Origin of the sequence: Armatimonas rosea (genome assembly GCF_014202505.1) — a bacterium.
Taxonomy (GTDB): domain Bacteria; phylum Armatimonadota; class Armatimonadia; order Armatimonadales; family Armatimonadaceae; genus Armatimonas; species Armatimonas rosea.
In genome coordinates, this window is the sequence record NZ_JACHGW010000001.1 from 275571 (window position 1) to 297684 (window position 22114).

Genomic DNA, 22114 nt, shown 5'->3' on the forward strand with positions numbered 1-22114 from the left:
GGAAACTAGCAACGCTAGGGGCGATAAACCGGCAAGCTTGACAGTGAAAAAAAACGGTACACTAAGCGCCATGGTTGAAAATGTCTCTCGGACAGTTCTGTCCAACGGTGTGCGGGTGGTGACGGAGAGTATTCCCACGGTCCAGTCGGTTGCGGTGGGGCTCTGGGCCAGTGCGGGCTCGCGCGATGAGGAGCCGCGCCTGCGGGGAATCTCCCACTTTCTCGAGCACATGTTCTTCAAGGGCACCGAGCGCCGCCCCACCGCCAAGCAGATCGCCGACGAGATGGATGCGCTGGGGGGCTACCTCAATGCCTTCACCGACAAAGAGTTCACCTGCTACTACGCCCGTGTCCTCTCCGAGCACCTCCCGGTCGGGCTGGATATCCTCACCGACATGCTCACCGGCTCGCTCTTCGACCCCGAGGAGACCGCCAAGGAGCGGAAAGTGGTGCTGGAGGAGATCAAGCGGCGCGACGACGACCCGGAGGACATGGTGCACGATCTCTTTGCGGAGACGATCTACCCGGACCATGCGCTGGGGCTGCCTGTGATTGGGAGTGTCGAGACGGTCTCCGCCTTCACCCCGGAGGACCTGCGCGGCTATGTCGCGCGGCGCTACGGCCCCAAGAGCTTGGTGGTCGCGGCCGCGGGGAACCTGGAGCACGAGGCCGTGGTCGCCTTAGCGGAGCAGATGCTGGGAAGCCTGCCCGCCGGCGAGCCCAACGCGCCGCTCACGCGCCCGGTCGCCACGCCCGGACACCTGCTCTACAGCCGCCCGACCGAGCAGGTGAACTTCTGTGTCGGGGTGGGGGGCTACGGCCAGCACGACGATGAAAAATACCCGCTCGCGATCCTGGATAGCATCCTGGGCGGCTCGATGGGCGCGCGGCTCTTTCAGGAGATTCGGGAGAAGCGTGGGCTGGCCTACTCGGTGGGCTCGTACTGCATGAACCACCGGGAGGGCGGCTACTTCGCCGGCTACGGGGGCACGTCGCCGGAGAACTTCGAGGAGTGCCTGGACCTGATCCGCATTGAGTTTGAGAAAGTCCGCAAAGACGGCGTGAGCGAGGCGGAGCTCCAGCGCTCGAAGAACCAGTTTAGAGGCGCACTGATCATGGCGCAGGAGTCGATGAGCAGCCGCATGACCCGCCTGGGCAAGGCGGAGCTCTACTTCGACAAGGTTCCCCCGCTCGCCGAGGCGCTCGCCAAGATCGATGCAGTCACGGTCGCCGATGTCCATGCGATCGCGGAGGCCATCCTCCCCGCCGATGCCAGCAAGCTCACGATCGCCGCGGTCGGGCCGTTTGAAGAGGCCGACAAAGAAGCGCTGGCCGAGGCGGAGTAAGGCATCCCTCCGGCATTCCTCCGACATCCCTCCCCCGGCCCCTCCCTTCGCTTGAAACCCACGTTCCGTGGGACGAAGGGAGGGGAGATTATCTTAGGATGTTTTCTCGGTGCCAGGCGAGGGCCTTGGGGTCGGGGAGGCAGGTGGGGTCTTTGGGGAGTGCGATGGGCTTGCCGGGCTCGATATAGACCAGGTCGTTGAGCAGCCGCGGCGAGGTGAGAATCTCGTAGCTGTCGGTCAGGCTCCACGCCCCCGTGTCAAAGCCCCAGTGGTGGTTCTTACAGAGCGCCAGCCCATTGCGGGGATCGTCGTTGTGGAACTCCGCAAAAGGCAGGATATGGGCACCGTCAATCAGGCTGCTACTCCCCAGCCGCGCCGCTGCCTGGCAGACACAGCAAGAAAAGCCATAGAGCTCCTTCACCACTTTGGGAAAGAGCCGACTGCGCACGAAGTACCCATCGCTGGCCTGCTCCCGGACAGTCGGGTGGAGCTTGAACCGGGCTGTCGCTTGCTGCTTGAGCGCCTCCGCCTGCGCCGTGAGATAGCTTACGTTCGCCTCTTCCGAGACCGTGGGAAGTGTCCCGGCAAAGTACGTGCCCAACAGCTGCTGGCGCAGGATCTCCCGTGTCGGGGCATCTTGGAGGAGTGCCCAGAGCTCCTCGGCAAAGCGCCCGCCATCGCAGAGGGCCGCGAGCTGGCTGAGTGTCGGCTCGTAGCGAGTCGCAACTATCGCGGGCTGGCCGTTCTTCACCAGGGTCCAGAAACCGTCGCGCTGAAGGTAGCGAAACGGGTAGGTGAGCTTGGGCTGCCAGCCGGAGTCGGGGGGGACCAGCGCCTGCCAGTGGGTCTGGAACGCCGCCACCAGCTCCGGGGTAAGCGCGACCAAGTTCGACCGAATGCGTCCTGAGTCCAGCTCGTGCAGGATCGCCAGCAAGAGAACCGGCTTGTGCGGCGCGGCACCCTTAGCCTTGTTGCTATTGCGGTGGAGCCGACTAAACAGCTCGACATAGGTTGCCAGTGCCTCGTGCATGGAGCTCAAGTGTACCAACACTCCTTGGGAAAAGGGTAGGTTCTGATACACTACATTTATGATCAAAGTTGCTGTTACCGGCGCACTGGGCCGGATGGGAAGTGAAGTGGTTCGGGCGGTCCAGGCCGCTGAGGGGATGGAGATTGTCGCACAGATCGAACTGGGCGATAACCTTGCGGATGAGCTGAAGTACTCCGATGCACAGGTCATGGTGGACTTCACCATTCCCGCGTCGGCGCTGGCCAATATCCGCACGGCACTGGCGAGCAAGGTCATCCCGATCGTGGGGACCTCCGGGCTCTCTCCGGCGGACCTCGACGAGATCCGGGGGCTCTGTGAGACCCACCAGACCGCGTGCTTGATCGCGCCCAACTTTGCTATCGGGGCGCTCCTGATGATGCAGTTTGCCGCGCAGGCCGCCAAGTACCTGCCCGATGTCGAGATTATCGAGCTGCACCACGAGAAGAAGGTCGATGCGCCCTCCGGGACAGCGGTCAAGACCGCGCAGATGATCGCGGCGGCTCGCACCGGCACCCCGATTCCCCGGCCCGAGACCGCCTTTGAGAGCCACGCCGGGGCCACGGGCGCGGAGGTCGATGGGGTGCCGGTCCACTCGGTGCGCCTGCCGGGGTTTGTGGCCAGCCAGGAGATTATCTTTGGGGCACAGGGCCAGCGCCTCTCGCTCCGCCACGACTCGCTGGACCGCACGAGTTTTATGCCCGGAGTCGTGCTGGCGATTCAAAAATCCGCGAGCCTGAAGGGCCTGACCTACGGCCTAGAAAACTTGCTCTAGCGATGTTCCCCCGGGGAATCGCCCGGCAGATTGTCCTGGGCTATGTCCTTCCGCTGATTGTCCTCCTGGTTGCGGGGCTCCTCATTCCCGTCTTTTTGTGGGGGTTTGCGGGGCGCTACCGGGGGGAGTTTGCGGCGCAAAAAGAGCTGGCGAGCCGGGTGGATGTGCTGATGCACGCCGCCCAGGATGTCGCCGAGGCCGAGCGCAGCTTCCAGCGCTTCGGAGCCCCTGAGTTCCGCCAGACCCAGAGCCAGGCACGCCGTATCTACCAGGATCGCTACCAGGAGATCATGACCTGGTTCGATGACCACCCCAACCCGGCCCTCCGCCAAGAGTTTGAGAGGGTCAATACGGACTTTGAGACCTGGGACCGCAAGGGGTTTCGGCTGGAGCGGACCTTTTCGCCAATCGACACGACCCTGGGACGCCTCAACGACCGGGTGGTGCGGGAGCGAGATCGCTACGAGCCGCTCTACTTAATCGCTGACACCCTGCGCAATGTGGCGCTGGTGATCTTTCCGCTGGGGGCGCTGGTCAGTGCGCTGTTTATCGGGCGCTCGATCGCCCGGACCATCACCGAGCCGCTGGAGGCGCTGGTCACGGCGGTGGAGGAGCTGGAGCGGGGGGACCGGGTCGCGGGGGAGCTCCCCGAGGCGGGGAAGCGCGACGATGAGCTGGGGGAGCTGTGGCAGGCACTCTACCGCATGGCGACCGCGGTTCAAGAGCGCGAGCGGGCACTGGAGGCACGGAGCGAGGCGCTTGCGACCACGGGCCGCCGCCTGGAGTCGGTTCTCAATGCCACCAACGATGGGATCGCGCTTTTAAGTCGGGAGGGGCGCTTCTTGCTGGTGAACCCCCGCTTCGCCGAGCTCTTTGGCCATGACCAGGAGGCAATCGAGGGCCAGCGCTTCGCACGGATCGGGCCGCGCCTGCTCTCGCTGATCAAGGGGAGCGAGCAAGAGACCGCCCGCCTGCGCCTGCGCGAGGTCCTGCGCGACACCGAGCGGGTCGCCACCGAGACCTTCACCCTCGCCCGGCCCTATCCCCGTATCTTGCGCCTCTTCTCCGCACCCGTGCGCACCGAGGGAACCCTGATCGGCCGGATCGTCGTGCTGCGCGATGTGACCGCCGAGACCGAGGCCGATCGCCTCAAGAGCGAGTTCGCCTCGACGGTCTCCCACGAGCTGCGCACTCCCTTGACCGCGATCCATGGCAATGTCGCCCTTCTTCTCTCGGAGCGCCCCGGGAAGCTCACCGACGACCAGCGGGAGTTTCTAACCCTCACCCAGGGCAGTGTCCAGCGCCTCACCGAGCTGATCACCGAGATCCTTGATCTCTCCAAGCTGGAGTCGAGCGGGCTGCACCTGGAGCGCACCTCGGTGGACTGTGGCCCGCTGGCACAGCTCGTGGTAAAGACCATGGAGGAGCAAGCACGCACGCGGGGAATCGAGCTCTCGCTCAGTCTCCCGGAGAAGCTCCCGACGGTCCTAGGGGACGCGGCGCGGATCTCGCAGGTGCTGATGAACCTTGTCTCCAATGCGCTCAAGTACACCCACACAGGGGGAAAAGTGATCGTCCGGCTGAGCGCCAGCGAGTCTCAGCTCACGGTCCGGGTGGCCGATACCGGCATTGGGATCGCGCCCGAGGACCGGGGGCGGCTCTTTGCCAAGTTCTTTCGCGCGGACAACTCCACGACCCGTAGCGTGGGCGGAACGGGGCTGGGACTGGCGATCTCCAAGGCGATTGTGGAGGGGCTGGGGGGGACGATCTGGGTGGAGAGCACGCCGGGGATTGGGAGCACGTTCTCCTTTACCCTCCCGCTGGAGTCGCTGGCCGCGCCCGACGAGGCACGGATCGCGCCGCATCCCCACGGGCCGCGCCGCCTGCTCCTCCTCGTACACGATCAGACCACGATTCTGCACCGGATGAACCACACGCTCAGCCAGCAGGGGATGATTGTGAGCGCCGCCGCCGTGCCCAGCGAGGCGCTCCGCCGTGCCCGTGATCTCCACCCCGATGCGCTTCTCATTCCCCCGTTTACGGCGTCGTTTGATGCCTTCCAGCTCATCCGCAACCTGCGCAGCGACCCGGCGACCGAGCGCACGATTGTCCTGCTACTGGCACTGCGGAGTGTCGGCAGCACCTACGAGCTCCGCGACTCGCTGGCGCTGGCCGCCCCGGAGCGCCTTGCCAGCGCCCTGGCCCAGCTCCGGCTCGAAGAGAGCGCACGCAATCGCCCGGTCGTGGTGATCGGGGACGAGAGCCTGCTGCAGAGTGTACGGGCGCTGTGGGATCGGCAGGACCTCTCTCCTGTGCTCTGGTGCCGCACGAGTGAGGAGCTCGTGGGGCGTGTCGGGCCGCTCTGCCCCCTCCTGGTGATCTGCGATACCCTCACCCAGGACTGCCGTGCGGTCGGGAGCTTTGCCCGTGCCAACCTCGAGCGCCACGCCGGGCTCCGCGTGACCTGGCTCTTTTTAGGCGACTTTGGGACCCGAACACGCCTGCTCATCCCGCAGGGAGTGGGCTCGGTGCCGCTGGAGCAGCTCACCCAGCATCTCCACGAGGCGATTGGGGCGGCGCTCTAGCAGGATTCTTTAAGTTTTTCAGGCACCCCGTGGTGGAACTTGGGCGCAAAATTGCGTAGAATCCGAAGTATGAAGCGCTGTTTGCTTTTGCTCTCCCTGCTTGCGACCCTGGGGCTGCTTGCCGCCGCCTTCGCCGCTCCCGCGCCCGTGGACTACCGCCGTGAGATCCGCCCGATCCTGGCAGCCAACTGCCTGGGCTGCCACGGCGCCGACGAGCACAAGCGCTCGGCCAACCTGCGCCTGGACGAGCCCAATGCGGCGGTCGTGCCGGGCGATATCCTGGCGAGCAAACTGGTCCAGCGGGTGCAGAGCGGGACGATGCCGCCCAAGGAGAGCGGGCACACGCTCACCCCGGCACAGAAACAGCTCCTGATGCGCTGGATCGGGCAGGGCGCCAAGTACGAAGGCCACTGGGCGTTTGTCGCACCGGCATCCCTCCCCCCGGCCCCCTCCCTTCCCCTGAGACCCAACTTCGTTGGGGGGAAGGGAGGGGGGGAACCCACCCCTCTGACTCCCCCTCTCTTCGTCCCTCGGAACGAGGGTTTCAAGCGAAGGGAGGGGGCCGGGGGGAGGAATGCCGGCAGGGATGCCAATATAGACTCATGGATTGCCGCGCGGCTCGCCAAGGAGAAGCTGACGCTCTCGCCGGAGGCCGACCGCTGGACCCTGGCGCGGCGCGTGGCGCTGGACCTAACGGGCCTGCCCCCAAGCCCCAAAGATGCCGAGGCGTTTGTGAACGACAAGGCGCCCAATGCCTATGAAAAGTTCGTGGACTCCCAGCTGGCAAGCCCGCACTTTGGCGAAAAGTGGGCGCGGGTCTGGCTCGATCTGGGCCGCTACGCCGACTCGGCGGGCTACGGCTCCGACCCGCTCCGCCCGAATCTCTGGCCCTGGCGGGACTGGCTGATCGCGGCGTTCAACAACAACAAGCCCTTCGATCAGTTCACCCTCGAAATGCTCGCGGGGGACTTGCTGCCGGGGGCCACCGACGATCAAAAGATCGCGACGGCGTTTCATCGCAATACCATGACCAACACGGAGGGCGGGACCGACGACGAAGAGTTTCGGATGGCGGCGGTGAAGGACCGGACGATCGTGACGATGCAGGCGTGGATGGGGCTGACCTTTCAGTGCGCCCAGTGCCACACCCATAAGTTCGACCCGATCTCTAAGACCGATTTCTACCGGACCATGGCGATCTTCAACCAGACCGAGGACAATGATCGCGGCGATGAGTTTCCGACCCTGCCCGTGCTCACTGCGGCGCAGCGCGAGAAAAAACAAGCCCTGGAAAAAGAGCTTGCGGAGCTGGAGAGGCAGCGCGCCGCCGAGCCTGTGGGGAAGGCCCCGAGCGCACGCTTTGTAAGAGTCACGCTGCCTGGCACCGCGTTTCTGATGCTCGCGGAGGTGCAGGCGCTCAGCGGGAGTGAGAATGTCGCGCGCAAGGGTAAGGCGAGCCAGTCCAGCACGGACTTCGGCGGCGAGGCGGCGCGCGCCCTCGATGGCAACACCAGCGGCAAGTTCCCCGACAACACGGTCACCCACACCAAGCAGGAAAAAGACCCCTGGTGGGAGGTCGATCTGGGCGCAACCTACCCGCTCCAGAGTGTTGTGGTCTGGCCGCGCACCGATGCCCACCCTGGCATGCTCGCCAATCTGCGTGTCACGCTCTACGATGAGAATCGCAAGGTGGTCGGGGAGCAGGGGATTCCCGGTGCGATCCTGACCGCCAAGACCGCGCTCCTCACCGACTCGCCCACGGCCCAGAAGCTCGCGCAGAAACAGGCCGAGCTAGCCGCGCTCAAGCCGATTGCCCTGCCCGTGCTGCGCGAGCTCCCCGAGGCCAAGCGCCGGGTCACCCACGCCCTAACCCTGGCCAACTTCCTCCAGCCCGAGGAGGTGGTGACTCCCGCGGGTCCGGCACGCTTTGCCCCCCCCGCCCCCAAGGAGGGGGGAGCCTGGAATCGCTTGAGCTTGGCCAAGTGGCTGGTCAGCCGCGAGAACCCGCTCACGGCGCGTGTTCAAGTGAACCGCTTCTGGGCGCAGCTCTTTGGGGTCGGCTTGGTGGAGACGGAGGAGGACTTCGGGACCCAGGGTGCTCTCCCCACCCACCCCGAGCTCCTCGACTCGCTCGCCCTCGACTTCCAGCGCGACTGGAATGTCAAGCGCCTGCTCAAGACCATCGTGATGAGCCGCACCTACCGCCAGAGCAGCAAGCTCACCCCGGAGCGGCTCGCCCGCGACCCCAAGGCCCGCCTGCTCTCGCGCTACCCGCGCCGCCGCTTAGACGCCGAGGGAATCCGTGACCAGGCGCTTCTGGTCAGTGGCCTGCTCTCCCACAAGCTCGGGGGCCCCAGTGTCTACCCGCCCCAGCCCGATGGCCTCTGGAAAGCCGCGTTTAACGGCGAGCGGAGCTACCCCACCAGCACGGGAGAAGATCGCTACCGACGCGGCCTCTACACCTTCTGGCGACGCACGGTCCCGTATCCCAGCATGCAGACCTTCGATGCCCCTAGCCGCGAGTTCTGCACCGTGCGCCGCCTTCCGACCAACACCCCGCTCCAAGCACTCGTCACGCTCAACGACCCGGCTTATTTGGAGATGGCGGTCGGCCTCGCCAAGCGCCTGCAGACCGAAGGCGGCACGACTCCCGCGGAGCGCGCCCGCCAAGGCCTGCGCCTCGCTCTCTGCCGCCCAGCAAACGAGGCGCAAGTCGCCCCGCTGGTCGCACTCTTTGAGAGCGAGAAGGCCCACTACGTGGCCCATCCGATGGAGGCCAAGAAGCTCACCGGCACCGAGAAAGAAGACCCCGAGCTGGCTGCGTGGACCGTGGTCGCCAATGTCCTGCTCAACCTAGACGGCGTGCTCACGAAGGGATAATTGTCATGACCGAACTAGAACTACTACAAGCCCGCGCGATGTCGCGGCGGACGTTTTTTGGCAAGACAGGCCTCGGGCTGGGCGCACTGGCGCTCGCCGGTATAGAAGCCCAAGCCACCCCCTCTCGTCCCTGCGAAGCAGGAACACCCAGAGGGTACCCGGCGAGAGGGGGTCGCGAGGAACGAGCGGGGGGAGTGCCTGGGGCGAGAGCCAAGGCCGTGATCTACCTGCACATGTCCGGCGCTCCACCATCGCTGGACCTCTTTGACTACAAGCCCAAGCTAACCGAGCTCCACATGCAAGACTGCCCGGACTCGTATCTCAAAGGAGAGCGGCTCGCTTTTATCAAGGGCAAGCCCAAGCTCCTCGGCTCGCCACACAAGTTCAAGCAGTACGGCCAGACCGGGGCCTGGGTCTCGGATGTCTTGCCGCACACGGCCAGCATCGCCGATGAGCTGGCAGTCATTCACTCGATGTGCACCGAGCAGTTCAACCATGCGCCCGCCGAGCTCTTTTTGTACACCGGCAACGCCTTTCCCGGTGGCGCGGCGATGGGCTCGTGGATGACCTACGGGATCGGCTCGGCCAACAAGGACCTGCCCGGTTTTGTCGTGCTGCTCTCGGGTGGCACCGACCCCACAGGGGGCAAGAGCCTCTGGTCCAGTGGGTTTCTGCCCAGCATTCACCAGGGGGTCCAGTGCCGCTCCGCAGGCGACCCGATCCTCTACCTCTCCGACCCGCCGGGAATGGATCGGCAGACACGGCGGCGCAGCCTGGATGCCCTCGAAAAACTCAACCGGCAAGAGGCGGCGGCGCTCGGTGACCCGGAGACCGTCACGCGCATCTCGCAGTACGAGCTGGCCTACCGCATGCAGCTCTCCGTACCGGAGCTGATGGATATCAAGAAAGAGTCCCAGGCAACCCTCGAGATGTACGGCGCGAAGCCAGGCGAGTCAAGTTTTGCGAATAACTGTCTTTTAGCACGAAGGCTTGTGGAGAAAGGCGTCCGCTATGTCCAGCTCTACGACTGGGGCTGGGACATCCATGGCACGGGGCCGGGCGATGACCTCATGACCGCGCTTCCGGGCAAGTGCCGTGACACGGACAAGGCGTGTGCCGCGCTGATCAAGGACCTCAAGCAGCGCGGGATGCTCGACGATGTCTTGGTGGTCTGGGGCGGGGAGTTTGGCCGCACCCCCATGAACGAGGCGCGCGGCGGGAGCAAGTTCCTCGGCCGCGACCACAACCCCAATTCCTTTACGATCTGGATGGCGGGTGGCGGCACCAAGCCCGGTATCTACGGCCAGACCGATGAGCTGGGCTACAAGGTGGTGGAGAATAAAATGACCATCCGCGACCTTCAAGCCACGATCCTAGACCGTGTCGGCCTCGATCCCTACAAGCTCCACTACGATTATCAGGGCCTCGGAAACCGCCTGATCGGCCCCACCGACGAAGGCCGCGTGATTGCGGCACTGAAAAAATAACATGCACTCTCGACAAGACAATACGCAGCGGCTCCTTGCTGCGGCGCTCTCCTCGGACTTTGGCTACCAGCGCCTGGGCTATCTCTGCGATCGGATCGGCAATCGTTTGTCGGGCTCGAAGGGGCTGGAGCGCGCGGTGAGCTGGGCGGAGAGCGAGCTGCGCCGCGATGGGCTGGAGGGCGTGCGTGCCGAGCCGGTGCTCGTGCCCAAGTGGGTGCGGGACAAGGAGAGCGCGGTCTTGGTCTCGCCGGAGAAGCGCCCGCTGGTGATGCTGGGGCTGGGCGGCAGTGTCGGGGGGCGGGTAAAAGCGCCCGTGCTGGTGGTCGAGAGCTTCGATGGGCTCATGGCGCGGGCGGGCGAGGTGCGCGGGAAGATTGTCTGCTTCAACGTGCCCTTTACCAGCTACGGCGCGACCGTGCGCTACCGGACCTCGGGCGCAAGCGAGGCGGCAAAGCTCGGGGCGGTAGGCGTCCTGGTGCGCTCTGTCGGGCCGACCAGCCTGCGAACGCCCCACACGGGGGTGATGAGCTACACCGACGGTATCGCTAAGATTCCTGCGGCGGCGATCACGATCGAGGATGCCACCCAGCTCGCGCGGATGCAGGCGCGGGGAGAGAAGCCGGTGGTGGAGCTCTCTATGCAGGCACACTTCGAGAAAGACGCCCGCTCGGCCAACGTGCTCGGGGAGTGGCGGGGGCGCGAGAGGCCCGAGGAGATCGTGCTGGTGGGCGGGCACCTGGATAGCTGGGACGTGGGACAAGGTGCCCACGACGATGGCGGGGGGTGCATTGTGAGCTGGGAGGCGGTGCGGCTACTCAAGGCGCTCAACATTCGGCCCCGGCGGACGGTGAGAGTCTGTCTGTTTACCAATGAGGAGAACGGCTCGCAGGGCGGCAAGGCCTACGCCGAGGCGCACAAGTCCGAGAGGCATGTCCTGGCGATCGAGACCGATGGCGGCGTGGACACTCCCACGGGCTTTGGCCTCACGACAAAGACCCCCGGCGGGTTGGAGCGGGCGCGGGAGGTGACGAAGCTCCTCGGGCTGGAGCTCAAAGAGGGCGGCGGGGGCGCGGATATCGGCCCGATTGGCACCGCCACCGGCTGCCCGACCATGGGGCTCCTCAACGACATGAGTGTCTACTGGAATATCCACCACACGCCTGCCGATACCTTCGATAAGATCAACCCCAAGGCGCTCCAGAAGTGCATCGCCGCCGTGGCCGTGATGGCCTACTCCGCGGCGGAGCTCGACGGCACACTCTAGGCTCGAAAATCTCATGCAACCTTGCGGCCCGCTTGTGCGTCTGATTTGTGAAAAAAAGTACAAAGTAAAACAGGTAAACTAACGACCATGAGCGAAGCGAGTACACGACCCAAAGTGGTGATTGTCGGGGGGGGATTTGGCGGGTGCGCCGCAGCCAAGGGCCTCAAAGATGCCCCCGTGGACGTGCTGGTTCTGGACAAGACCAACCACTATGTCTTCCAGCCGCTGCTCTACCAGGTGGCGACCGCCGCGCTGGCTCCCACGGAGATCACCTACCCGATCCGCACGATCCTGCGCAAGCAGAAAAACGCGACTGTCTGGCTGGCCGAGGTGACCGGCGTGGACGTGAACGCAAAGATCCTCTCCACAGCGGAGGGCAAGACGATCCCCTACGACTACCTCATCCTGGCCTGCGGGGCGCGCCATAGCTACTTTGGCCGCGATGACTGGGAGCCGCTCGCGCCGGGCCTCAAGACTCTAGGCGATGCCCTGGAGATGCGCCAGCGCTTTCTGATGGCCTTTGAGGAAGCGGAGAAGTGCGACGATCCCGCGCTCCAGCAGGCGTGGCTGACCTTTGTGATTGTCGGGGGCGGCCCCACGGGCTGTGAGCTGGCGGGGGTCTTGCCCGAGATCGCCAAGAAGGCCCTGCGCCCGGACTTTCGGCGCGTCGATCTGTCAAAAACGCGCATTCTTCTGATCGAGAACAGCCCCTGCATCCTCAACGCCTTCCCCGAGGACCTTGCCCAGCACGCCCAAAAAGACCTCCAGCGCCTTGGGGTAGAAGTTCGCAACGGCGTCAAAGTCACCGATATCCGCCCCGACGGCGTCACTCTCTCGTCGGGGGAGGAGATTCCCGCGCGCACGGTGTTCTGGGCGGCTGGCAACAAGGCCGCACCGGTCGGGGGGAGCCTCGGGGTGCCCACGGACCGCGCCGGCCGCGTGGTTGTCGAGCGCGATCTCTCCATCCCCGGCCACCCCGAGGTCTTCGTGGTCGGTGACATGGCCCAGGCCGCCCTCCGCGACTCCAGCGGCGAGCCGGTCGAGGGCAAGCTCGTCCCCGGTGTCGCCCAGGGCGCGGTGCAGGGCGGGGCGTGTGCCGCGCGCAATGTCATCCGCCGCGTCAACCACCACCCCACGGAGCCCTTTAAGTACCAGAACCTCGGCGACCTGGCCGTGCTGGGGCGCGGTGCCGCGATTGGAAACCTCCCGGGCCTGAAGCTCAAGGGCTACCCCGCCTGGCTCTTCTGGCTCTTTGTGCACGTCCTCAAGCTGGTTGGCTACCGCAACCGCCTGAACGTCCTGCTAGAGTGGGCCTACGCCTATCTTACCTACCAACGCGGCGCAAGGCTTATCAGCAACCGCAAGCGCTAAGGGGTGACTGTCAGGCTTCCCAGAGGCCAGCGGAAGAGGGAGCGCTCTAGTGCTTGGCGGATGCGCTCGCCGGGCACGGTACTCACTTCGAAGTAGTCTTGGCAGGCAATCGAGAGCTGGGTGACTCCCTCATCGGAGCTTGCGGCGTGGAGTCGCTCGGGGCTCAGTGGGCTACCGAGCGCTTCAGAGAGCACCTCTTGCCAGTCCTGGGGCGCGGCTTCCGCAAACTCTGACACTCCCCCGAACGCTTCACAAAAACACTCCCCAACTGCTGAGAGAAAATAGAGATAGTCCGTATCGTATCGCTTGGCATCACTCACCGACGGAGTATACCTTGCCTTTGCCCGGGGCGACGATCTGTTTCTTGTGCTGGTTGGCGTAGCGCAGGGCGGCGATAAAGTTGATGTGCGGGTCGGCGATAAACTCTCCGGGGTAGAGGTCGGGGAGGAGCCGTAGGAACGGGGTTCCGTTTCGCCCGCCCGCCTCGACCGTGTGGAAGAGATAGCCCATCGCCGTGCCTGCCCTGGGGAGCGAGCCATCCGGGAGCGGCGCGACCTCCGGGGCGTGGGTTTCGTCGGGGGGCGTGGGAAGGGGCAGGAGAATGCGCGCGGTGGGGCGGGCATCGCTGGGCAGGCTAAAGCGCTTCTTGACCATGGGCGGGATGCTCACGCCATCGAAGAGCCAGAGCTGGCCCTCGGTGACCATGTCGCTGGTCTGGGTTAGCTCCCCCCCAATCTCATCGCGTGCCGCGGTCGCGGTTGCCCAGACCCCCTTTTGCCAGAGAAGCAAGGGTAGGGGCTGGGCGAGGGCGTGCTTGAGCGCGTGGACATAGCCCTCGGCGCGGGTGCTGCGTGCCTTGGCCCAGGTGGAGAGGGTCAGTACCTCGCTCTCGTGACTCTGGAGTGCGTCCTCCAGCTCACGGCGGAGCGCGACGGCGAGTTCCGGCATGATTAGCATGGCACTATTCTACCCAGCTAGCCGCCGGTCGTCGCGAAGTAGTGCGCAAAAAACGCCTCCACCTCGACTGTCTTTGCAATGGTATGGGGGCCATCGGGGTGCGCCTGCCAGCGGGTCAGCCCCTCCAGCGCTCCCGGCTCGATCACCGGGGTGACCGTCCCCTGCTCGTAGCCACAGAGCTCAGGGGCAAAGAGCAGCGCGGCGGCGAGCGGATCGTGGAAGGTCAGGTGGTCGGCGCGGTGGAACCAGACCTCGGCCATCCCTAGGGTTGCCGCGAGCGCACCGCCCGCGGCGGCGAAGCGCTCCCGAACCGGCGCGGCGGGCAGGACACACTGCAGGGTGACATCCAGCCCCACCGAGAGCAGCTTCCCCGCCCCGTGCTTGTAGGTCAGCGCCGTGGCGATTGGGTCCAGAAAGGCGTTCCACTCACGCGCACCCGGCCCGCCGCTCACAAAGCGCCCGCACATCAGCACGATTTTCTTGAGCAGACCGGGCAGCTCCGGGTCGGCGGCGAAGAGAGTCCCGATATTGGTCAGCGGCCCCACCGCGAGCAGCGTGATCTCGCCCGGCCGGGAGCGGATGGTGTTGCGCAGGAACTCCAGCGCGCCAAAGCCCGTGGGGTAGTCCTTTCGGTGGGGCAGGCCCTCGATCGCGGCGTACTGCGCCACGCCCTGCTCGGTGCCGTGGAGCAGAGGCCCAGCGAGCCCCGCGTGGATCGGAATATCGCCCCGGCCCGCCGCCCGGCAGATCACCTCGCAGAGCGCCGCGCGCTTTGCCGTGTCTCCGGTCGCCGTGGTGACGCCCACAAGCTCACAGTCTTTCTGGCAGAGCAAGTAGGCCAGCGCCACGGCATCGTCGATATCGTTGCCGATATCGGTGTCAAAGAGGACGGGTGTCATGTTGTCAACCCCCTAACCCCCGCCTAGCGGGGGGACAAGTTATCATCGCTTGGGAGCGGCTTTGGTGAACTCGTCCAGGATGGTCTTGCGCTGCGCCTCGCTTAGGCGCGGGGCGGTCTTCTTGAGGAGCTCCCCAAAGGCGACAATCTCCTCAGGAGCCGCGGGGCAGCCCATGTTCTGGTTGCCGGGCATCACGTTGGAGTCGGCGAGCTTCTTACCGCTAGCGTCCTGGAAGACAAAGAACGGCAGACCGGACTTTGCCCCGCCCATCGCCGCCATGAACTCATTGCTCCCGGCGTTCTCCAAGGATTTCTTGGGCCCGTTCTCCATCGCCACCAGCTCCACCATGACGTAGTTTTCGTCGAGGAGTGCCTTTACCGTGGGGATCGCGATCACTTTCTCAAACAAGTGACACCAGCCGCACCACGATGCGCCAAAGTGGATGAAGATATTTTTCTTCTCTTTGTGCGCGGTCTTACTCGCTGCCGCGAGAAGCTCTCTGGTGGGTTTGGGGGGCTGGGTCGCCGCTGCGGGTTTATCTTGTCGAAACATCGAATTTACTCTCCTGGGTCACCATTCGGCGAAAATCTTGGGAAACCCTCTTTCCGTACTGCCCTGCATGGGGGGAGTTTCTCAACCGAAAGAAAAAGAGAGTTTGTGGAGGGATTAAAATGAAGGTCACCACCCTGACAGTAGATTACCAAGTTACTCGCTCCCGAGACTTCCAGTCCGTGCGGCTGGGAGGCTCGGTGCAGCTGGAGCTAAGCGAGAGCGACGATAAGAAAGAGTGCTTGGAGAAGGCGCGCCGCTGGCTGGCGGGGCAGCTCAACGCCGCCGCCGACGAGGAGCTAGAGAACGTGCTGTTCGGGCCGCGTAAGTGATTGTCTTGGGGGGCGCGGGGCGAAACCTCGCGCCCCCGCCCGACCCGGCGCGCCGCGCTTGCTGGGAGCTCCAGGGGCAGTGGGGCAAGTATATTGGCACCCCGATTGCGGCCCGCTGGTTTGTGACCGCCGCGCATGTCGGCGGCCAGGTCGGGGATGCGCTTGTGCTTGCAAACCAACACTACCTTGCGGTCGCGCGCGAGGCACTTCCCGGAACGGACATAGCACTCTGGCGGGTAGACCGGGCCTTTCCGCGCTGGGCAACCGTCTGCGACGGCGACGAGCTCGAGCGGGAGCTGTTTCTGGTGGGGCGTGGCACGGCACGCGGAGCCGAGCTTGCGGGCAAGGGCTGGCAGTGGGGAGCGATCGACCACCGGCAGAACTGGGGACGCAACCAGGTCTCGGGGTTCCTGACCAGCAAGCCCTACGGGGCACTCCTCCTCGCCACCTTTGACCACGATGCCGGCCCCGACGAGTCCACTCTCTCGACGGGCGACAGCGGCGGCGGGGTCTTTCTCAAGGGACGCGATGGGCTCTGGCGCTTGGCGGGCATCAACCACGATATCAACCCCGGCGACGATGGGATCGACCGGTTCTATAGCACGTCGGGCCGCAAAGACGACCTCTTCCGCGCTGCGCTCTACGACAGCCGTGGGCTCTTTCTGGGCACCCCCGAGGCGCTCAAGCCGGTCACCGGCGACACCCCGCGCCCCGCCGTCCTAGCCGCACAGCGCCTCTCTGTCTACCGAAACCAGCTCGCCAAGATCCTCGCCCGCCCCGATAACGCCTACCCGAGCCACCCGCCACTCCTCCAGACACGCCTTGGCCGCTACGGTGGGGGAGCGCTGGTGGGCGCTGCGGGCGCGGCCGTGCTCGCGCGGCGGTTCTTCGCAAAAAAACTTTCTCCCCGGGATTGAACTTTCCCTAGGTGCTTATTTGTAGAGAGGGCATGACACGCAAATCCCTTCTTCTCACGGGAGCTCTCAGCCTCCTGTTCGGTGCCCAAGCAAGGGCACAGCAGAGCGCGAGCTCGGCGAAGTTTCCTGTCGCCCCCGAGCTGATCGGTGAGGCAAAGGACTGGGTCTCGGGCAAGCCCCTCAAGCTTGCGGACCTCAAGGGGAAAGTGGTGGTGGTGTGCTTCTGGACCTTTGGCTGCATCAACTGCAAGCGCACGCTCCCCTTTTGGAACGACTGGGCGCAGAAGTACTCCAAGGGGAGCGATGTGGTCTTTGTGAGCATCCACACCCCCGAGCTGGAGTCCGAGTTCAATGTGGAGTCGGTGAAGAAGTTTATTGAGAAAGAGAAGCTGACCTTCCCTGTGCTGATCGACAACTCCAAGGCCAACTGGAACGCCTGGAAGCAGCAGTGGTGGCCCGCCACCTACCTGATCGACAAGACCGGGCACGTCCGCGGCCTCTGGAACGGGGAGCTGGACTACAAGGGGAGCGGCGAATATAAAAATGTCGAGCAGGGCATCCAGCTCCTCCGTCGGGAGAAGTAAGCCTCGTGTGATAGCCCCGAGGTTTACCGTTCTAGCCCTTGGGGATATGGAACTCCGTATCCCCGTAGAGGAGCTGCAGCAAATTAATCTGGCCGCCGTGGTAGGTCATGTTGCGGTAGGGGAACTCGATCACCTGGTAGCCCGACATCGTCCCACGGCGGAGCACATAGTCCTTGGCAAGGTCTTCGTCGCTGAGGCCACGGACCACCGCGGCACACTCGATGGCGCTGGCGATCAGGTCCTGCTGTGCCTCTTCCAGGCTGGCGTACTCCGACTTGACCTCGAAAGGGCTGAAAGGCGTCGGTCTCTCCCCGCGTAGGATCTGCGTGAAGACGCGGTTTGCTCCTGCACACTCGGCCACCTGCTCGCGGGCCGTGCGCAGGTTCGCTGCCCCCTCTAGCGTGGGAGTCCAGCTCTGCTTCTCCTCGGGCATCGCACCTAGCCAGAAGGCGAGCAACTTAGCCGCCCCCTCGATCTTCTCTGCTTGAAACTCTTGAACGGTCATCGTTTACACTCCCTTTGCCAGTAAGGCCCCGATAGGCTTCCCGAGGCCGTCGCGCGTGACATAGAACGGGCGCTTCTCCACCTCGTAGGCGTGCTTGGGCGAGATCCCCAGCGTATGGTAGATCGTCGCGTGCAGGTCCTCGATTACCACCGGGTTCTCGACCGTCTTGCACGGGCGCTCGTCAGCGGTCTTGCCATAGACAAAGCCTTTTTTCACGCCCCCGCCAAACATCAAAACACTTCCGGCGTCGGTGAAGTGCCGGTGCATCCCGTAGAACTTGGGCTCATTGACAATATCCGGGACGGTCACCTGGTCGCGGACACGGGCATCGGGCTTGCCCTCCATCATCATGTCGCGCGAGAACTCCGATGCCAGCACGATCAGGGTCCGGTCCAGCAGGCCACGCTCTTCGAGGTCTTTAACAAGCTGCGCGATGGGCGCGTCGATCTGGCGCTTCATCTCGGTCAGGCGCGTGTGGCCGTTATCGTGGGTGTCCCAGCCAAAGAACGGAACATACTCGGTGGTGACTTCGATATAGCGCGCTCCGGCCTCACGCAGGCGGCGTGCCAGCAAGCACCCTTGGCCAAAGCGCCCGGTGTTGTAGCTATCGTAGCTGGCCTTGGGCTCTTTTGTCAGGTCAAAGGCGGCGGCGGCGGGCGACGACAGCAAGCGATGGGCGTTGTCCAGCGAGCGCAGCAGGCTCTCTTTCTGGTAGTCCGAGCCCACTTTCCCGACTAGGGACTCTCCGACCAGCTTTTTATAGAGCGCCTGGCGGTTCTCAAAGCGCGACGGTGTCATGCCCGCCGGGGGGCGCACAGCCTCGACCGCCTGATCCGGGTAGGGCAGGTTGAAGGGGCCAAACTCGCTCCCCAGAAAGCCCGCCGTGGTAAATGCCTTGAGCTCCTCGCCCTCCCCGACATCGAAGCGCTGCCCGATATTGATAAACGCCGGGACGGCCTCATTCAGCGGCCCGAGGGTCCGCGCGATCACCGAGCCAATGTGCGGCGCCGCGACTGTCTGCGGCGGCGCGTAGCCGGTGTGCCAGTGGTACTGGTGGCGCGAGTGCAGGATCGCCCCCAGATCGCCCGCCCGGTAGGTGCGGATCAGGGTCGCCCGGTCCATCACCTGCGCGATCTTCTCCAGCCCCTGCGAGAGCTGCACCCCGTCCACGACTGTCGGGATCGCCGGAAAGGTCGAGAGGATCTTCTCCGAGGGCGTCCCGGTCTCGTAGGGCGTGTAGCGCTTGGGGTCGAAGGTCTCGGTGTGGGCCATTCCGCCGCCCATCCACAAGACAATCACCGCATCCGCGGTCGCCTTCGGGGCGGGCTGCGCGGCCCAGAGCGGGCGGGCATAGCCCGCCGCCAGTGCGGATAAAAGTAGCTCTCGTCGGTTCATTTTCTATTCCTTGGATCGCCCCCGTAGGAGGGGGGCGTCAACGGGCGTTCCGCCACAAAGGCCTTCGGCCATACCGAATTATGGGCGGAGCCCTTCCCAGCACGAAGTGCTCGTTGACGCCCCGCTCTAACCGGGGCGATCAATACAGCTGAAACTCCGGGCTCATCAGGAGCGCCCATAAAATATCTTCCAGTGCCTCGGGGGTGAGCTTGGTGCCCACCGCTTGGCGGATCGTGGCCCGCTCCGTGGTTGTGGGCGGGCGGCTCAGCGCGGTCTGGTAGAGGCCGTTGAGCACATCCTCGCCGTTGCCTGCGTGACGGAGCCAGGTGGACGCGCCGGTTTTGAGGCGGGCGGAGAGGAGCGGGCCGTTGGTCAGCTCTAGCGCCTGAAGCGTCGTGGCGACACTCTGGCGTTGCGTGACGGTCTGCTCCCGGTTGGGCCGTCCTAGGGCGCGGGTGAAGGCATCAGCGGTGGTGAGTGCGGCGCGGGCCTCGATCAGGGCATGGGCGGCTCCCACCACCGCAAAGCGCACCGAGACCTCCTTGGGTGCCTCCTCGACCGCGCCTTGGTCCGGCCCGACCAGTGCACGGAAGCGGGTCGCGCCCTTGGGGACCTCATAGATCAGCAGGGAGTTGGCGTGGGTTCCGATTCCCTCGCCGTAGGTCTTCCCCGCGAGGCGCAGGGGCTTGCCGACGATGCTCTTGTCTTTCTGGATGGTCCCAAAGCCCGTGGTCGCGGATAGTAGGACACAGTCATCGGCATCGCGCTCGGTGTTGTCGGGGAAGCCAAAGTGCGGCTCGACCCAGTCCGCCCAGTCGTGGTTGGCGTTGCCGTTGCCATCGGTGGCGGCCAGCACGAGAATCTCTGCGCCAGTGATATCCACATCGACTTGCTTTGCCCCGGAGCGCAGTAGTCCACTGTCGAAGAGCACCTTGCCCGTGCGCTTGGGGACACTGACCACACCCTTGTTGATCCGTAGCGTCTCCACCGGCGTGGGCCAGCTCTCGGTCAGGGTAGAGATCGCATCGGTGAGCTGCTCGGCGGAGAGGCGCTTGACCGCAGGGCCGGTGAAGACATAGCCGCTCGGCTTCTCTTTCGCCAGCCCCTGCGACGGCAGCTGATACGCGCGGCTCGTGGCGATCTGGGCCAGCGTGTGCTTGAGGTCGTAGCCGTGGGCCACAAAATCGCTCGCCAGCCAGTCCAGTAGCGCTGGGTTCCAGGGCTTGTGGTCCAGCTCGTCGTTGGGCTCGACCAGGCCGCGCCCCATGAGCTTGGTCCAGAGCCGGTTGACAACCGTCCGGGCGAAGCGGCCGTTGGCGGGCGAGGTCAGCGCCGCCGCGACTTGGGCGCGCCGGGTTGCCAGGGGCGCGTTGCCATCGACACTGCCCAGCTCGGGCCACAAAAACTTAGCGCTCGCCATGGTTCCCGTGGGCTTGTCGCAGCGCACCAGCTCCAGCGGGGTGTCTGAGAACGCCGTGGCCAGGCCGTAGGCATCGCGCAGCTTCCAGTTGCTGGTGAAGCTATCGTGGCACGATGCGCACTTGAGGTTCACGCCCAGAAACACCTGCCCGATATTCTGCGCCGCTTGGAGCGGGGGGCGCTGGCTGGCATTGACCACGCCACGCCAGACAATTCCTTTGATAAAACCCTCGGACTCCGGGCTTGGCGGGGCGACCAGCTCGCGCACAAACTGGTCGTAGGGCTTGTTGCTCTCCAGAGATGCATACAGCCAGCTCGTGATCTGGCTCCGGCCACCGTCGATATAGCCCGTCCCGACATAGTCGTTGCGGAGCGCATCGTTCCAGAAGGTCAGCCAGTGCTCGGTGTAGTTCTTCGTGTCGGCCAAGAGGCTCGCCACCAGCCGCTCACGCTTATCGGGGCGCGTGTCCAGCACAAACGCCGTGGTCTGCCGCGGCGACGGTAGCAGGCCCACTAAATCCAAGTACGCCCGCCGCACAAAGACCCGGTCGCTGACAATCGCTCCCGGCGCGACTTTCTTCGCCGCAAAGTACGGCGCGAGCAAGCGATCCACCGGGTTACCTTGGCCCGCGGGGACATTCACCGGCACCAGTGCCAATGGCGGTGTCCAGGCCGCGTCCTCGTTCTCCGCCGCGCCATCGAACGGCAGGCCCGCATCGATCCAGCGCCGGAGTGTCTCGACCTCGCTGGCCTTGAGGTGCGCCCCCTGCGGCGGCATCACCCCTTTCGCTACCAGCTCGATCAAATAGCTCTGCGCCCCCTTACCGGGCCGCGCGACCGGATGGGTCTTGCCGCCGGTGAGGATCGCCTCCCGGCTATCGAGCGAGAAGTCTCCCTGCTTGGCCCCGTTGCTATGGCACGACGAGCAGTTCTTCTTCAGGATCGGCAGCACATCGCGCTGGTACGAGACTGCCTTTTGCGTCGTCTGCACCTTCTGCGCGCCCAGCGCCATCACGCTCAGACCACCCAGCGCCAGCGCTCCCACAAGCCTACGAATCATGCTTGCTATGATACCGAAATTCTCCAAACAACACCGGGCCATGATAAAACAAATCCGAGGTGCAAGATGGCTGGACCGTTTCCGGGCATGGACCCGTTTCTGGAGAAACCTGGCTTCTGGCAGGAGTTTCACAACAGCTTCATTGCTCTTCTTAATATCGTTATCAATCGCGAACTACCCTCACGTTTTCTCTCCTATACCCAAGTAAGAATGATCCAGGACGAGGATGAGTTTCGTCGTGAAGCCTACCTGGAAATTTTTGATAGAACCAACCGGAGCCATGTCGTGATGGTCATTGAGCTGCTTAGCCCTGAGAATAAGCATGGCAAGGGGCGGGAAGAGTACCAGCGTAAGCAACAAGCAGTCCTTCAGAGTCAGGCACATCTGCTGGAGATTGACCTCCTTCGTGGGGGAGAGCATACGGTTGCTGCTCCTCGGGAGGGAGCACTCGCTCTGGGGAGCTACTCCTATCTCCTGAGCCTTGCCAATGCCCAAGAACCGGGCAAGATTCTGCTCTGGCGCATCGGACTTGCCGACCGCCTTCCCATGCTAGAGCTTCCTCTCACCGCTGATGTCCCACCCTTCACGCTCGATCTTCAGGCCGTCTTCGACCGCTGCTACGACGAAAACCGCTACGCGGAGCTCCTCGAAGTTGCCTACACCCAGTCCGCTGAACCCACCTTCACTGAGGAAGAAGCCGCTTGGTCACACGAGTGTCTGGAGGGCTACGTGGTATCCTAGC

General features: G+C 64.5%; 19 protein-coding genes. 11 read left to right on the plus strand and 8 right to left on the minus strand.

Annotated features, from left to right (window positions below; all coding sequences use genetic code 11):
• The first annotated feature begins 70 nt into the window (after window positions 1–70).
• Complete coding sequence (locus tag HNQ39_RS01205) at window positions 71–1345, plus strand: M16 family metallopeptidase (RefSeq protein WP_184192108.1); 1275 nt, start codon at window positions 71–73, stop codon at window positions 1343–1345.
• Window positions 1346–1433: 88 nt separating this feature from the next.
• Here the strand turns inward: HNQ39_RS01205 and HNQ39_RS01210 are convergent, their stop codons facing one another.
• Window positions 1434–2375 (minus strand): HNH endonuclease, encoded by a 942-nt coding sequence (locus tag HNQ39_RS01210; RefSeq protein WP_184192109.1) that lies wholly within the window; start codon window positions 2373–2375, stop codon window positions 1434–1436.
• 58 nt (window positions 2376–2433) lie between these two features.
• Here HNQ39_RS01210 and dapB point away from each other — a divergent pair, with 58 nt between their 5' ends.
• The 6 genes from dapB to HNQ39_RS01240 all read left to right on the plus strand — a co-directional run bounded on the left by dapB (window position 2434) and on the right by HNQ39_RS01240 (window position 12755).
• Window positions 2434–3168 carry a 4-hydroxy-tetrahydrodipicolinate reductase gene (gene dapB, locus HNQ39_RS01215; protein ID WP_184192110.1) on the plus strand — a complete coding sequence of 245 codons (735 nt, stop codon included), beginning with the start codon at window positions 2434–2436 and terminating at the stop codon, window positions 3166–3168.
• A gap of 2 nt (window positions 3169–3170) precedes the next feature.
• The gene (locus HNQ39_RS01220) at window positions 3171–5753 is read left to right on the plus strand and encodes an ATP-binding protein (RefSeq protein WP_184192111.1); all 2583 of its coding nucleotides are present in this window, start codon (window positions 3171–3173) and stop codon (window positions 5751–5753) included.
• Window positions 5754–5822: 69 nt separating this feature from the next.
• Complete coding sequence (locus HNQ39_RS01225; RefSeq protein ID WP_184192112.1) at window positions 5823–8633, plus strand: DUF1553 domain-containing protein; 2811 nt, start codon at window positions 5823–5825, stop codon at window positions 8631–8633.
• Between the two features lie 5 nt (window positions 8634–8638).
• Window positions 8639–10120 carry a DUF1501 domain-containing protein gene (locus tag HNQ39_RS01230; RefSeq protein ID WP_184192113.1) on the plus strand — a complete coding sequence of 494 codons (1482 nt, stop codon included), beginning with the start codon at window positions 8639–8641 and terminating at the stop codon, window positions 10118–10120.
• A gap of 1 nt (window position 10121) precedes the next feature.
• Window positions 10122–11384 carry a M20/M25/M40 family metallo-hydrolase gene (locus HNQ39_RS01235; RefSeq protein WP_184192115.1) on the plus strand — a complete coding sequence of 421 codons (1263 nt, stop codon included), beginning with the start codon at window positions 10122–10124 and terminating at the stop codon, window positions 11382–11384.
• An 87-nt stretch (window positions 11385–11471) separates the two neighbouring features.
• A complete protein-coding gene (locus tag HNQ39_RS01240; RefSeq protein WP_184192116.1) occupies window positions 11472–12755 on the plus strand; it encodes an NAD(P)/FAD-dependent oxidoreductase in 1284 nt (427 codons plus the stop codon).
• Here the strand turns inward: HNQ39_RS01240 and HNQ39_RS01245 are convergent.
• The 4 genes from HNQ39_RS01245 to HNQ39_RS01260 all read right to left on the minus strand — a co-directional run bounded on the left by HNQ39_RS01245 (window position 12752) and on the right by HNQ39_RS01260 (window position 15163).
• A complete protein-coding gene (locus HNQ39_RS01245) occupies window positions 12752–12991 on the minus strand; it encodes a hypothetical protein (RefSeq protein ID WP_184192117.1) in 240 nt (79 codons plus the stop codon). The two genes, HNQ39_RS01240 and HNQ39_RS01245, sit on opposite strands and share 4 nt — an antisense overlap.
• A 76-nt stretch (window positions 12992–13067) precedes the next feature.
• Complete coding sequence (locus HNQ39_RS01250; protein WP_184192118.1) at window positions 13068–13712, minus strand: hypothetical protein; 645 nt, start codon at window positions 13710–13712, stop codon at window positions 13068–13070.
• A gap of 17 nt (window positions 13713–13729) precedes the next feature.
• Entirely contained in the window at window positions 13730–14611 is an 882-nt protein-coding gene (locus tag HNQ39_RS01255) for a nucleoside hydrolase (protein WP_184192119.1), read from the minus strand.
• 42 nt (window positions 14612–14653) lie between these two features.
• The gene (locus tag HNQ39_RS01260) at window positions 14654–15163 is read right to left on the minus strand and encodes a thioredoxin family protein (RefSeq protein WP_184192120.1); all 510 of its coding nucleotides are present in this window, start codon (window positions 15161–15163) and stop codon (window positions 14654–14656) included.
• Window positions 15164–15282: 119 nt separating this feature from the next.
• Here HNQ39_RS01260 and HNQ39_RS01265 point away from each other — a divergent pair, with 119 nt between their 5' ends.
• Genes HNQ39_RS01265 through HNQ39_RS01275 form a run of 3 tightly spaced genes read left to right on the plus strand, consistent with a single transcriptional unit; the run spans window position 15283 to window position 16993 of the window.
• Window positions 15283–15492, plus strand: a complete 210-nt coding sequence (locus tag HNQ39_RS01265; RefSeq protein WP_184192121.1) for a hypothetical protein — start codon at window positions 15283–15285, stop codon at window positions 15490–15492.
• Window positions 15489–16409: a hypothetical protein gene (locus HNQ39_RS01270; protein ID WP_184192122.1), complete on the plus strand. Its 921-nt coding sequence runs from the start codon at window positions 15489–15491 to the stop codon at window positions 16407–16409. Before HNQ39_RS01265 ends, HNQ39_RS01270 begins: the two co-directional genes overlap by 4 nt.
• Window positions 16410–16441: 32 nt before the next feature.
• On the plus strand, window positions 16442–16993 hold the full coding sequence (locus tag HNQ39_RS01275; protein WP_184192124.1) for a redoxin domain-containing protein: 552 nt from the start codon (window positions 16442–16444) through the stop codon (window positions 16991–16993).
• Between the two features lie 31 nt (window positions 16994–17024).
• Here the strand turns inward: HNQ39_RS01275 and HNQ39_RS01280 are convergent, their stop codons facing one another.
• From HNQ39_RS01280 to HNQ39_RS01290, 3 genes are all read right to left on the minus strand, one after another.
• Window positions 17025–17498, minus strand: a complete 474-nt coding sequence (locus HNQ39_RS01280) for a DinB family protein (protein ID WP_184192126.1) — start codon at window positions 17496–17498, stop codon at window positions 17025–17027.
• 3 nt (window positions 17499–17501) lie between these two features.
• On the minus strand, window positions 17502–18893 hold the full coding sequence (locus HNQ39_RS01285) for a DUF1501 domain-containing protein (RefSeq protein WP_184192128.1): 1392 nt from the start codon (window positions 18891–18893) through the stop codon (window positions 17502–17504).
• Between the two features lie 139 nt (window positions 18894–19032).
• Window positions 19033–21372: a DUF1549 domain-containing protein gene (locus HNQ39_RS01290; protein ID WP_184192130.1), complete on the minus strand. Its 2340-nt coding sequence runs from the start codon at window positions 21370–21372 to the stop codon at window positions 19033–19035.
• Between the two features lie 66 nt (window positions 21373–21438).
• Between HNQ39_RS01290 and HNQ39_RS01295 the strand changes: the two genes are divergently transcribed.
• The gene (locus tag HNQ39_RS01295) at window positions 21439–22113 is read left to right on the plus strand and encodes a DUF4058 family protein (RefSeq protein WP_184192132.1); all 675 of its coding nucleotides are present in this window, start codon (window positions 21439–21441) and stop codon (window positions 22111–22113) included.
• The last annotated feature ends 1 nt before the right edge of the window (window position 22114 follow it).

Bases quoted from the DNA above. Each gene is read 5' to 3' on its own strand.
- dapB (WP_184192110.1), top strand. From the start codon at position 2,434: ATGATCAAAGTTGCTGTTACCGGCGCACTGGGCCGGATGGGAAGTGAA.
- HNQ39_RS01220 (WP_184192111.1), top strand. From the start codon at position 3,171: ATGTTCCCCCGGGGAATCGCCCGGCAGATTGTCCTGGGCTATGTCCTT.
- HNQ39_RS01225 (WP_184192112.1), top strand. From the start codon at position 5,823: ATGAAGCGCTGTTTGCTTTTGCTCTCCCTGCTTGCGACCCTGGGGCTG.
- HNQ39_RS01275 (WP_184192124.1), top strand. From the start codon at position 16,442: ATGACACGCAAATCCCTTCTTCTCACGGGAGCTCTCAGCCTCCTGTTC.
- HNQ39_RS01250 (WP_184192118.1), bottom strand. From the start codon at position 13,712: ATGCTAATCATGCCGGAACTCGCCGTCGCGCTCCGCCGTGAGCTGGAG.
- HNQ39_RS01210 (WP_184192109.1), bottom strand. From the start codon at position 2,375: ATGCACGAGGCACTGGCAACCTATGTCGAGCTGTTTAGTCGGCTCCAC.
- HNQ39_RS01285 (WP_184192128.1), bottom strand. From the start codon at position 18,893: ATGAACCGACGAGAGCTACTTTTATCCGCACTGGCGGCGGGCTATGCC.
- HNQ39_RS01260 (WP_184192120.1), bottom strand. From the start codon at position 15,163: ATGTTTCGACAAGATAAACCCGCAGCGGCGACCCAGCCCCCCAAACCC.
- HNQ39_RS01230 (WP_184192113.1), top strand. From the start codon at position 8,639: ATGACCGAACTAGAACTACTACAAGCCCGCGCGATGTCGCGGCGGACG.
- HNQ39_RS01265 (WP_184192121.1), top strand. From the start codon at position 15,283: ATGAAGGTCACCACCCTGACAGTAGATTACCAAGTTACTCGCTCCCGA.
- HNQ39_RS01295 (WP_184192132.1), top strand. From the start codon at position 21,439: ATGGCTGGACCGTTTCCGGGCATGGACCCGTTTCTGGAGAAACCTGGC.
- HNQ39_RS01205 (WP_184192108.1), top strand. From the start codon at position 71: ATGGTTGAAAATGTCTCTCGGACAGTTCTGTCCAACGGTGTGCGGGTG.
- HNQ39_RS01290 (WP_184192130.1), bottom strand. From the start codon at position 21,372: ATGATTCGTAGGCTTGTGGGAGCGCTGGCGCTGGGTGGTCTGAGCGTG.
- HNQ39_RS01235 (WP_184192115.1), top strand. From the start codon at position 10,122: ATGCACTCTCGACAAGACAATACGCAGCGGCTCCTTGCTGCGGCGCTC.
- HNQ39_RS01240 (WP_184192116.1), top strand. From the start codon at position 11,472: ATGAGCGAAGCGAGTACACGACCCAAAGTGGTGATTGTCGGGGGGGGA.
- HNQ39_RS01255 (WP_184192119.1), bottom strand. From the start codon at position 14,611: ATGACACCCGTCCTCTTTGACACCGATATCGGCAACGATATCGACGAT.
- HNQ39_RS01280 (WP_184192126.1), bottom strand. From the start codon at position 17,498: ATGACCGTTCAAGAGTTTCAAGCAGAGAAGATCGAGGGGGCGGCTAAG.